Source organism: Pseudomonas sp. (assembly GCF_037994325.1).
GTDB lineage: Bacteria > Pseudomonadota > Gammaproteobacteria > Pseudomonadales > Pseudomonadaceae > Aquipseudomonas.
The window spans coordinates 1-10,277 of record NZ_JBBNAH010000445.1 but is presented as its reverse complement, the minus strand read 5'-3'; the positions used below and the strand labels follow the sequence as shown (position 1 = coordinate 10,277).

Annotated in this window: 10 protein-coding genes; 2 read left to right on the top strand and 8 right to left on the bottom strand. The window is 58.3% G+C overall.

Annotation, left to right across the window (positions count from 1 at the left end):
- Positions 1-121 precede the first annotated feature (121 nt).
- The 3 genes from ahpF to AAAB16_RS14945 form a co-directional block, all read right to left on the bottom strand.
- On the bottom strand, positions 122-1,678 hold the full coding sequence (gene ahpF, locus AAAB16_RS14955; protein WP_340664028.1) for an alkyl hydroperoxide reductase subunit F: 1,557 nt from the start codon (positions 1,676-1,678) through the stop codon (positions 122-124).
- 143 nt (positions 1,679-1,821) lie between these two features.
- Positions 1,822-2,385 (bottom strand): alkyl hydroperoxide reductase subunit C, encoded by a 564-nt coding sequence (gene ahpC / locus AAAB16_RS14950; RefSeq protein ID WP_110616274.1) that lies wholly within the window; start codon positions 2,383-2,385, stop codon positions 1,822-1,824.
- Positions 2,386-2,548: 163 nt separating this feature from the next.
- Entirely contained in the window at positions 2,549-3,511 is a 963-nt protein-coding gene (locus tag AAAB16_RS14945) for an NAD(P)H-quinone oxidoreductase (protein ID WP_340664027.1), read from the bottom strand.
- 138 nt (positions 3,512-3,649) lie between these two features.
- Here AAAB16_RS14945 and AAAB16_RS14940 point away from each other — a divergent pair, with 138 nt between their 5' ends.
- Positions 3,650-5,740, top strand: coding sequence for a carboxy terminal-processing peptidase (locus AAAB16_RS14940; protein ID WP_340664026.1), 2,091 nt, complete (start codon positions 3,650-3,652; stop codon positions 5,738-5,740).
- Positions 5,741-5,832: 92 nt separating this feature from the next.
- The gene (locus AAAB16_RS14935) at positions 5,833-7,593 is read left to right on the top strand and encodes a bifunctional diguanylate cyclase/phosphodiesterase (protein WP_340664025.1); all 1,761 of its coding nucleotides are present in this window, start codon (positions 5,833-5,835) and stop codon (positions 7,591-7,593) included.
- Between the two features lie 29 nt (positions 7,594-7,622).
- Here AAAB16_RS14935 and AAAB16_RS14930 read toward each other — a convergent pair whose 3' ends face one another.
- The 5 genes from AAAB16_RS14930 to AAAB16_RS14910 form a co-directional block, all read right to left on the bottom strand.
- Positions 7,623-8,090, bottom strand: a complete 468-nt coding sequence (locus AAAB16_RS14930) for a sel1 repeat family protein (protein ID WP_340664029.1) — start codon at positions 8,088-8,090, stop codon at positions 7,623-7,625.
- Between the two features lie 3 nt (positions 8,091-8,093).
- Positions 8,094-8,459 carry a hypothetical protein gene (locus tag AAAB16_RS14925; RefSeq protein WP_340664024.1) on the bottom strand — a complete coding sequence of 122 codons (366 nt, stop codon included), beginning with the start codon at positions 8,457-8,459 and terminating at the stop codon, positions 8,094-8,096.
- A complete protein-coding gene (locus AAAB16_RS14920; RefSeq protein WP_340664023.1) occupies positions 8,456-8,791 on the bottom strand; it encodes a helix-turn-helix transcriptional regulator in 336 nt (111 codons plus the stop codon). Before AAAB16_RS14920 ends, AAAB16_RS14925 begins: the two co-directional genes overlap by 4 nt.
- Positions 8,792-8,909: 118 nt before the next feature.
- On the bottom strand, positions 8,910-9,359 hold the full coding sequence (locus tag AAAB16_RS14915) for a YkvA family protein (RefSeq protein WP_340664022.1): 450 nt from the start codon (positions 9,357-9,359) through the stop codon (positions 8,910-8,912).
- A 374-nt stretch (positions 9,360-9,733) separates the two neighbouring features.
- Positions 9,734-10,277 (bottom strand): FKBP-type peptidyl-prolyl cis-trans isomerase (locus AAAB16_RS14910; RefSeq protein WP_340664021.1); only part of this gene is annotated, 544 nt, incomplete at its 5' end.

The following is a 10,277-nucleotide window of genomic DNA, read 5'->3' as shown; positions in this document are numbered from 1 at the left end:
CACGGAGCGCACGCACAAATCGTCTGGTGCGCGCAGCACACCCTACGGCGTCTTCCGATAAAAATTGATCGACAAAAAAGGGCAGCCCGAAGGCTGCCCTTTTGCTTTACCGCCGAAGCAATCAGGTGGTACGGATCAGGTGATCAAAAGCACTCAGGGAGGCTTTAGCACCCTCGCCTACCGCAATCACGATCTGCTTGTACGGCACAGTCGTTACGTCGCCCGCGGCGAAGATACCCGGTAGCGAAGTCTCGCCGCGTGCATCAACAATAATCTCGCCACGGTTGGACAGCTCGATGGTGCCCTTGAGCCATTCGCTGTTTGGCAACAGGCCGATTTGTACAAAGATGCCTTCCAGGTCGATGTTGTTGAACTCGCCGGAGTTGCGGTCTTTGTACACCAGGCCGGTCACTTTCTGGCCATCGCCTTTTACTTCGCTGGTCAGCGCGCTGGTGATCACAGTGACGTTCGGCAGGCTGTGCAATTTGCGTTGCAGCACGGCATCGGCACGCAGTTGGCTGTCGAATTCGATCAGGGTTACGGCGCTGACGATACCGGCTAGGTCGATAGCCGCTTCCACGCCGGAGTTACCACCCCCAATCACCGCCACGCGCTTGCCTTTGAACAGCGGGCCGTCGCAGTGCGGGCAGTAGGCCACGCCACGGTTACGGTATTCCTGCTCGCCGGGCACGTTCATTTCGCGCCAGCGGGCACCGGTGGAAAGGATCACGGTTTTGGCTTTCAGCGAGGCGCCGCTTTCAAACTTGATTTCGTGCAGCTCGCCCGGGTTTTTCGCCGGCACCAGCGCGGTGGCGCGCTGCAAGTTCATGATGTCGACTTCGTACTGTTTAACGTGCTCTTCAAGGGCACGGGCCAGCTTCGGCCCTTCGGTTTCCTGTACCGAAATAAAGTTTTCGATGGCCATCGTGTCCAGCACCTGGCCGCCAAAACGCTCAGCCGCCACGCCGGTGCGAATGCCTTTACGCGCAGCGTAAATAGCCGCCGCAGCACCTGCTGGGCCACCGCCGACAACTAGCACGTCGAAGGCTTCTTTGCCGTTGAGTTTTTCCGCATCACGGGCAGCGGTGCCGGTGTCGATCTTGGCGAGAATTTGCTCGACTTCCATACGGCCTTGGCCAAACAGTTCGCCGTTGAGGTAGATGCTCGGCACGGCCATAACCTGGCGCTGCTCGACTTCATCCTGGAACAGCGCACCATCGATGGCGACGTGGCGAATGTTCGGGTTCAGCACGGCCATCAGGTTCAGTGCCTGCACTACATCCGGGCAGTTCTGGCAGGACAGCGAGAAGTAGGTTTCAAAGTTGAATTCACCCGGCAGGTCTTTGATCTGTTGGATTACGTCGGCAGCAACCTTGGAGGGGTGGCCACCCACCTGCAGCAGCGCCAACACCAAGGAGGTGAATTCGTGGCCCATGGGAATACCGGCAAAACGCAGGCTGATATTGGCGCCAGGGCGGTTTAGCGCGAAGGACGGCTTGCGCGCATCGCTGCCATCTTCACGCAGGGAAATTTTGTCGGTCAGGCTGACGATATCGTGCAGCAAGCCGCTGAGCTCACGGGAAGCATCGCTGTCATCAAGGGACGCGACGATCTCGAATGGCTGTACAACCTTTTCGAGGTAAGCCTTCAATTGGGTCTTCAGAGTGGCGTCCAACATGATGCGGTACCTTCCTTTTTACGAATTTCAGGGAAAAAAATGCCCGAGCGGATCGCGCCCAGGCATTCGGGCTGACGGAGCAGGTGTTGCCCCGCAGCGTTCTGCAAAAAACGGATGAGGGCCTAGGCGACCCTCAGGCGTTTTTAGATCTTGCCAACCAGGTCCAACGAAGGAGCCAGAGTGGCCGAACCTTCTTTCCACTTGGCTGGGCACACTTCGCCCGGGTGGGCAGCGGTGTACTGAGCAGCGGTCAGCTTGCGCAGGGTTTCGGAAACGTCACGAGCGATTTCGTTGGAGTGGATTTCTACAGTCTTGATCACGCCTTCCGGGTTGATCACGAAGGTGCCGCGCAGGGCCAGGCCTTCTTCCGGAATGTGCACGCCGAAGTTGTTGGTCAGTTGGTGAGTCGGGTCACCTACCAGCGGGAACTGAGCCTTGCCAACGGCTGGCGAAGTTTCGTGCCATACCTTGTGGGAGAAATGGGTGTCGGTGGTCACGATGTAAACTTCAGCGCCGGCTTTCTGGAAAGCGGCGTAGTTGTTAGCGGCGTCTTCGATTTCGGTTGGGCAGTTAAAGGTGAATGCTGCCGGCATGAAAATCAGAACCGACCACTTGCCTTTCAGGGACTGCTCGGTCACTTCGATGAATTTACCGTTGTGGAAAGCATTGGCGGTGAACGGTTTGACTTCGGTGTTGATCAGAGACATTCGCTAAGTCCTTCTGGTTGAGAATGTTTGGGGTTAAGAATTTACAGGACGCATAGTAGGCCGATCTTTAGGAAAAGCCCTATTGATTGAAGCCATGACAACGATTGGCTGAGTAAATCGTTGTCACCGCCCTGCCATATAAAAGCCTAATGCAAACGGCTGATTAACTTAAAGATTCATCCAACAACAAGGCAACCTTGCCGGACACCTTATTGCTGGCTAACGCCGCAAACGCCGCCTCTACGTCTTTGGCGGCGAACGTACGCTCCAGCTGCGGTTTCAGCCGCCCCTCGGTGAACAGCGGCCAGACCTGCTGGCCCAGATCGCCGAGCAAATCCGCTTTGAATTGGTCGTCACGGCTACGCAACGTGGAGCCTTGGAACTGCACGCGCTTGGCCAGCATCGCTGCAAGGTTGAACTCCGCCTTGGTGCCGCCCATCAAGCCGATAGATATCCAGCGTCCGTCCAAGCCAATGACCTGCTGGTTAAGGGCGGCGTAGTTGCCGCCGACGGGATCGAGGATCACATCAAACGGGGCAAAATCGCGCAGGCTTTCCAGATCTTTATCGCGCAGCACGCCACCTTGCGCACCGAGGTTTTCGCAGTAAGCCAGGCGATCGGCCGAGCCCACGCTTACCCACACCGGGTTGCCAAAGGCTTTACACAATTGAATAGCTGCTGAGCCCACGCCACTGGCGCCGGCATGCAGCAATACTTTTTCGCCAGGCTTGAGCTGCGCCAGTTGAAACAGGTTCAACCAGGCGGTGGCATATACCTCGGGAATCACCGCCGCTTCCACCAGACTCAGGCCTTCGGGAACCGGCAGCGCATGACGGCCATCAACCACCACTTCCTCGGCCATGCCGCCACCGGCCAGCAGTGCACAAACGCGATCACCCACTTGCCAGGAACTGCCGGGGCCGACTTCGCTGACCACGCCAGCGCATTCCAGGCCCAGCGTGTCGCTAGCGCCTGGCGGTGGTGGATACAAACCTGCACGCTGAAGCAGGTCAGCGCGATTGAGGCCGGCGGCCGCCACGTGAATTCGGATCTGCCCAACGTCGCAGATGAGACTTGGTCGTTCTGCCCATTCAGCGCGCCCTTCCACGCCTTGCAATGCCTTCACGGTGCCTCCATAGTGACTTCGGACTGAGCCCGGTGCGAACCATCGAGCTATTTGCATTATGCAGCCGGTGCCCAATGGAACCGGCGCTCTCAAAGACGGCCTAATATGCGTTATCAACTACCCTCGCGTCGACTCAGCATGCAGCGCTTCGTTCCCAGCACCGCCTTAGCCCTTTTGATCGGTTTCAGTGCCTTACCCCTTACCGCTTGCGCCGCCGCTACCAGCCCTGACAACAGTTGGGACAAGCTGCAGCCAGACCGCGAGCAAGTCATCGCCAGTCTGAATGTGGTGGAGCTGCTTAAGCGCCATCACTACAGCAAGCCGCCCCTCAACGATGATCGCTCGGTGATCATCTATGAGAGCTACCTCAAGTTGCTCGACCCCTCGCGCAGCTACTTCACTGCCAGCGACATTGCCGAGTTCGATAAATGGCGCACGCAGTTCGACGATTTTCTTAAGAGTGGTGACCTTGACCCTGGGTTCACCATTTACAAGCGCCACCTCGACCGCCTGAAACAGCGCCTCGACTTCGCCCTGGCGATGCTTGACAAAGGCATCGACAAAATCGACTTCAGCGTTGATGAAAGCCTGATGGTCGACCGCGAAAAAGCGCCATGGGCCAAAGACACCGCCGAGCTCGATGAGCTGTGGCGCAAACGCGTAAAAGATGAAGTTCTGCGTCTGAAAATTGCCGGTAAAGAACCTGCCAAAATTCAGGAGTTGTTGACCAAGCGCTATAAGAATCAGCTGTCGCGTCTGGAGCAGACCCGCAGCGAAGATATCTTCCAGGCCTACATCAACACCTTCGCCCAGTCTTACGATCCGCACACCAACTACCTGTCGCCTGACAGTGCAGAAAACTTCGACATCAATATGAGCCTGTCGCTTGAAGGTATTGGTGCCGTGCTGCAAAGCGATAACGACACCGTCAAGGTCGTGCGCTTGGTGCCGGCCGGCCCTGCCGACAAGAGCAAACAAGTGGCGCCGTCCGACAAAATCGTTGGCGTTGCCCAAGGCAATGGCGAAATGGTCGATGTGATCGGCTGGCGCCTGGACGAAGTGGTCAAGCTGATCCGTGGGCCGAAAGGCTCGGTTGTGCGCCTGGAAGTGGTGCCTGCCACCAACGGCCCGAACGACCAGACCAGCAAAATTGTGTCCATCACCCGTGAAGCGGTGAAGCTGGAAGAGCAAGCGGCGAAAAAATCCGTACTCAAGCTCAAGCACGATGGCCGTGACTACAAACTCGGCGTGATCGAAATTCCTGCGTTCTACCTCGACTTCAAAGCCTTCCGCGCCGGTGACCCCGATTACAAGAGCACCACGCGCGATGTGAAGAAACTGCTGGCTGAACTGCAGAAAGAGAAAGTCGACGGCGTGGTCATCGACCTGCGCAACAACGGCGGCGGCTCACTGCAAGAAGCCACTGAATTGACTGGCCTGTTTATCAACCAAGGTCCGACCGTACTGGTGCGTAATGCCGACGGCCGTGTCGATGTACTGGCCGATGAAAACCCAGGCACTTACTACAGCGGCCCGATGGCGTTGCTGGTGAACCGTCTTTCAGCCTCGGCTTCGGAGATTTTTGCCGGTGCCATGCAGGACTACCACCGCGCGTTGATTCTCGGCGGCCAGACCTTTGGTAAAGGCACGGTGCAAACCATTCAGCCGCTGAACCATGGCGAGCTGAAACTGACCCTGGCCAAGTTCTACCGCGTGTCCGGACAGAGCACTCAACACCAAGGCGTGCTGCCTGATATCGCCTACCCGGCGATTGTCGATACCAAGGAAATCGGTGAAAGCGCCCTGCCCGAAGCCATGCCATGGGACAGCATTCGCCCAGCCATCAAGCCGGAGAGTGATCCGTTCAAACCGTTCCTGGTTGAGCTCAAGGCCCGTCACGATGCGCGCGTAGCCAAGGATGCCGACTTTGTCTTTACCCGTGAACGTTTGGAGCTGGCACAAAAGCTGAGCCACGAAACCACCGTGAGCCTCAACGAGACCAAACGCCGCGCGCAGCACACCAGCATCGAAACCCAGCAACTGGCCATGGAGAACACCCGCCGTGCCGCCAAGGGCCAGGAACCGCTAAAGGAGCTGAAGAAAGAAGACGAAGACGCACTGCCCACCGAAGACGACAAAATCAAGCCAGAGGACGACGCCTTCCTGTCCGAAACCGGGCAAATCCTGCTCGACTACCTGGGCTTGAACTCGGCGGTGGCCAAGCACTGACAGAGCGTCATCAAGCGGTCATTAAACTGTCGTGAAATAAGGGGCTGATAGCGATATCAGCCCCTTTGTTTTTCAGACATCGAGAGCGACCCATGACCGTCACCGAGCAGTTGAGCGCGCTGGACCAGATCCTTGCTCACGGCGACCTGCATAGCCTGTTTCAGCCCATTGTGTCGCTCTCGGAGCGGCGCATTCTGGGCTACGAAGCGCTAACGCGCGGGCCCTCGAATAGCCCTCTGCACTCCCCGGTCAACCTGTTTGGCGTGGCCCGCCATGCCGGGCGTTTAAGTGAGTTGGAATTGGCCTGCCGCAAAAGCGCGTGCCGGCATTTCAGCGAACAAAAGCTCGAAGGCAAGTTATTCCTTAACGTCTCACCCGACTCCTTGCTGGAGCCGACCCACCAACCGGGGCGCACCCTCAAGCTGTTACAGAACTACGGTATTCCACCGAGCCAGGTGGTGATCGAGCTGACCGAGCAATCGCCCACCGAAGACTTCTCGCTGCTGTACACCGCCCTGCATCACTACCGCGCCATGGGCTTTTCCATCGCCCTCGATGACCTGGGCGCCGGCTATTCGAGCTTGCGGCTGTGGTCGGAATTGCGCCCGGACTACGTAAAAATCGACCGGCACTTTATCGATGGAATTCACCAAGATGCCGTGAAGCGCGAGTTCGTCGGCTCCATTCTGCAAATGGCCAAAGCCTCCCGTGCCCAGGTGATTGCCGAAGGTATTGAACTGGCCGAAGAGCTGACGGTGTTGGCCGAAATGGGCGTCGACCTGCTGCAGGGTTACCTGCTTAGCCGCCCGCAAGAACACCCACCGCGCGATGCCCGCAGCCTGCTGCCGAAACTGGAAGCCAGCGCCCCCAGCCTGAGCGAAGAAGGTAGCGACTTGAGTGCCCTGCTCAACGAGCAACCGGCGGTGACCGAAACCATGCCCATCGCTGCCGTGCTTGAGGCATTCCGCGCCCAAGCCAATCTGAACTCGCTGGCAGTGCTGAATGGCGAGCAGCAGCCGGTGGGCATCGTCCACCGCCACTCGCTATCGGACGCCCTACTAAAACCCTTCGCCACCGACCTGTTTGCGCGCAAGCCGATCAGCCGCTTGATGAGCACCGACTTTCTCGCGGTGGATATGGGCCAGAGTTTGCAAAAGGTCAGCCGCCTGCTCACCAGTCGCGCCCGGCAACGGATTGAAGAAGACTTCATCATCACCTTGCATGGCCGCTACCAGGGATTGGGCCGGGTGATCGACGTGCTCAAACTGATTACTGAACTGAAAATCCAGCAAGCGCGGCACGCCAATCCGCTCACCCTGTTGCCGGGCAATGTGCCGATTCAGCAATGCCTAACCCGCTTGTTACAGCAGGCGCGCGAGGCGGTGATTTGCTATGTGGATATCGACAGCTTCAAGCCCTTCAACGACCTGTATGGCTACGCCAAGGGCGACGAAATCCTGTTGTGCCTGGCGCAATGTCTTAGCGAGCGAGTGGACCCGGCGCGCGACTTTGTCGGCCATATCGGTGGCGATGATTTTCTCTTAGTGCTTGGCTCGGAAGATTGGCGTGCGCGGCTGAACTACTTGCTGGAAGACTTTCAGAGCCAGTGCCGGCGCTTCTACAGCAGCGAGCACTTGGAAGCGGGCTGCTTTATTTCCCACAACCGTAAAGGCCAGCGCGAGGAGTTTCCGCTGTTGTCGCTGTCGTTGGGGGTGGTGCATTTGCACCCTTCAAGCTGCGCGACGATGGATGCAGCGCAGCTGGCCGGGCTGGCTTCCGAGGCCAAGCGTCAGGCCAAGAACGTGCCGGGTTACAGCCTGCACATTATCGATACGCAGAAGCTGACGGCATAGCTCTTGTGGTTTCGCTCGCCAGGTTTAGCTCAGAGCCCAAGTTCGCTCGCGCGCTGGGCGTAACGCTCGGAGAGTAGAGGATCGGCCACCAGGCCATGTTCGCCTTCGGCATACAGCTGTGCGAGGCGTCGTGCCGCCAATGGGTGGCCAGCATCGGCAGCCTGCGTCCACCAACGTGCGGCAGCGTTGCCATCCGGGACATTACGGGTGTCGCCCGCCAGGGCCAACACACCCAGTTGGTAAGCGGACTTGGCGTCACCGCCAGCCGCCGCTTTGCCCAACAGGCGAATACCTTCCTCACGGGCGCCAAAACCACGTCCGCGAAAGACCAAGAGGTGACCGTAGAAACTTTGCGCGGCAACGTCGTCCAACGCCGCCATGCGCGCGAACTGCCCTTCCATCCAGGCCCAGACGCGCGGTTGTTTAACCAGCGCTGGCCAGCGCAGCAAACGGCGAGCAACTGCGTAGCCCAAGCGGGCTTTGATGCGCCAATACACCACTTAGGTTTCGTCCGGGTAGTCGTACTCAAACACCCGCACAACTTCCGCAGCGTGCCAGGAGGCGGCAGCCACCCCATCACTCGGGCCACTAAAACGACCCAAGCGCAGGGCGCAGTCGAAAAAGCCAGTACGGGGCAAACGGCTGGCACCTTGGCTGATCACCAGGGAGCTGCGCAGTGGATACTCGGCACGCGCATCCAACGCAGCCAGATGCTCGAGCGCGGCGGTCAGGGTTTGCATGGCGGGGGTGGGTAATTCCAGGCGCTCAATCAGGGCGCGGTAGGTCAGCAGGTGGCGCTGTCGACGTGCCTCTGCCAGCTCGCCAAGAAGCGCCTGCCAATGCTGGCGACTAATGCTTACGCTCACGTATCGGCCTCCCAACTGCTGACGCCTAGATTCCACGCCAGTGCACGGCGAATAGCCGAATCCGGCTGGCGCTCGCCGCTCTCGATCATGGCCAGGTAATGCGGGCTGATGCCCACCGTGCGTGCCAGGTCTGCCAGGGCCAGGCCCTTGGCCTCGCGCAAGGCCGTTAGCTCAGTCAGGCTATGCGCTGCCGGGGCCTTTTCGACGGGCTCGCTGGCCGCCTGTAGCGGCGCCGGAGCATGACCGGCCGCCTGCAACAACGCTTGATATTGCGCCCATGGCAGCACCGCATATTCGGCTTCGCCATCACGCATGATTACCTGCACATCCATCCGCGCCCACCCCATGGAAAAGCAGTACTGAGTGTGTCAGCACTTTCCTTGTAAGGCCGCATCTTAACAGTACAAAACCGCGATGGGGCGTGATGTGCAGGGCAAGTTTTTCCGCGCTTTAGCGCGCGGAATCGCTGTCCACTGATGGCACCGATGATGGCAACCGCAGTAGTTCTTCCTGCTGGGCCGGTGTACGTGCCGCCAACCAGGCACGGAACTCATCCAACTCACCGCTCCAGGTGCGCAGCAGCCAACCGAGTACGGCGATGTCATCGATAAAACCCACCCCGAGTAAAACATCCGGTATCGCATCAATCGGCGACACGAAATACAGCAGTGCCGCGACCACCGAAAGCAATGCCTGGGAGCTGATGCCGCAGTACTCACCCCGCCACCAGGCCGTGCACAAGGCCAGTAACACTTTCAATTCGGACTTCAGCGCACCCAGACGGCCGCCCTGGGATGCGCTTTTGCGCGTCACCGCCAGCAGCAATGCCGGCAATCTGCCGCGAGCAATAAAGCGTTGAGCAATGGGTAGGTAACGCGCGAAATTCCAGGGAGTTTTCACAGGTATTGCTCCTCAGCCCGCATGCTTGCTGGGCTCGCTGGGTTATCCACCGAAGCTGTGGATAACCTTGTGAACAAGATGACAACTGTGTAGGCAAATGCCCGAGCCACGGGGCTTTGGCACAGATCGGGCATTTTTTAATCAGCCTAAAAAAACAAACAAAATCATGTAGTTAGTAAAAAATATGAGTTGGTACGAAAGTGTCACCTGATGCCAATGCGAGCAGTTCGCGAAATGTGCATAACCGTAACACCCATGTTTATTTGAGACCCGGTAGTCAACCCGTGGTTCGTATGTTTTGTGGCGCAGGCCGAGCGTAGCGCAGAAACGACAACGCCCCGTCGAGACGGGGCGTTGCGGTGAAACCAGCGAAATTACTTGGCTGGTTCAGCTTCCGGAGCGGCAGCAGCCGATGGATCTTTGATACCCAGCAGTTCCAGGTCAAAAACCAGTACCGAGTTGGCAGGAATCGCCGGGCTCGGGCTCTGCGCGCCGTAGGCCAGTTCGCTCGGGATGTAGAGCTTGATCTTCTCGCCAACGTGCATCAGTTGCAGGGCTTCAACCCAACCAGGGATAACGCCGCTTACTGGCAGGTCGATCGGGCTACCACGTTCAACCGAGCTGTCGAACACTTTGCCGTCAGTCAGTTTGCCTTCGTAGTGAACAGTCACCACGTCGGAAGCTTTAGGCTGAGGACCATCCGCTTTCTTCACGACTTCATACTGCAGGCCGGAAGCGGTAGTGGTTACGCCGTCACGCTTTTTGTTTTCTTCGAGGAATTTCTTGCCTGCTGCTGCCGATTCTTCGGCCAGTTTAGCGGTGCGCTGTTCAGCACGCTCTTGCAGGGCTTTGAAGGCTTCCATCAGCTCTTCGTCTTTAAGCTTTTGCTCTTTCTTGCCAATAGCGTCTTCGATGCCT

Coding starts and splice junctions, on each gene's coding strand:
- ahpF (WP_340664028.1), bottom strand. CDS start 1,678: ATGTTGGACGCCACTCTGAAGACCCAATTGAAGGCTTACCTCGAAAAG.
- ahpC (WP_110616274.1), bottom strand. CDS start 2,385: ATGTCTCTGATCAACACCGAAGTCAAACCGTTCACCGCCAATGCTTTC.
- AAAB16_RS14920 (WP_340664023.1), bottom strand. CDS start 8,791: ATGGATGTGCAGGTAATCATGCGTGATGGCGAAGCCGAATATGCGGTG.
- AAAB16_RS14940 (WP_340664026.1), top strand. CDS start 3,650: ATGCAGCGCTTCGTTCCCAGCACCGCCTTAGCCCTTTTGATCGGTTTC.
- AAAB16_RS14935 (WP_340664025.1), top strand. CDS start 5,833: ATGACCGTCACCGAGCAGTTGAGCGCGCTGGACCAGATCCTTGCTCAC.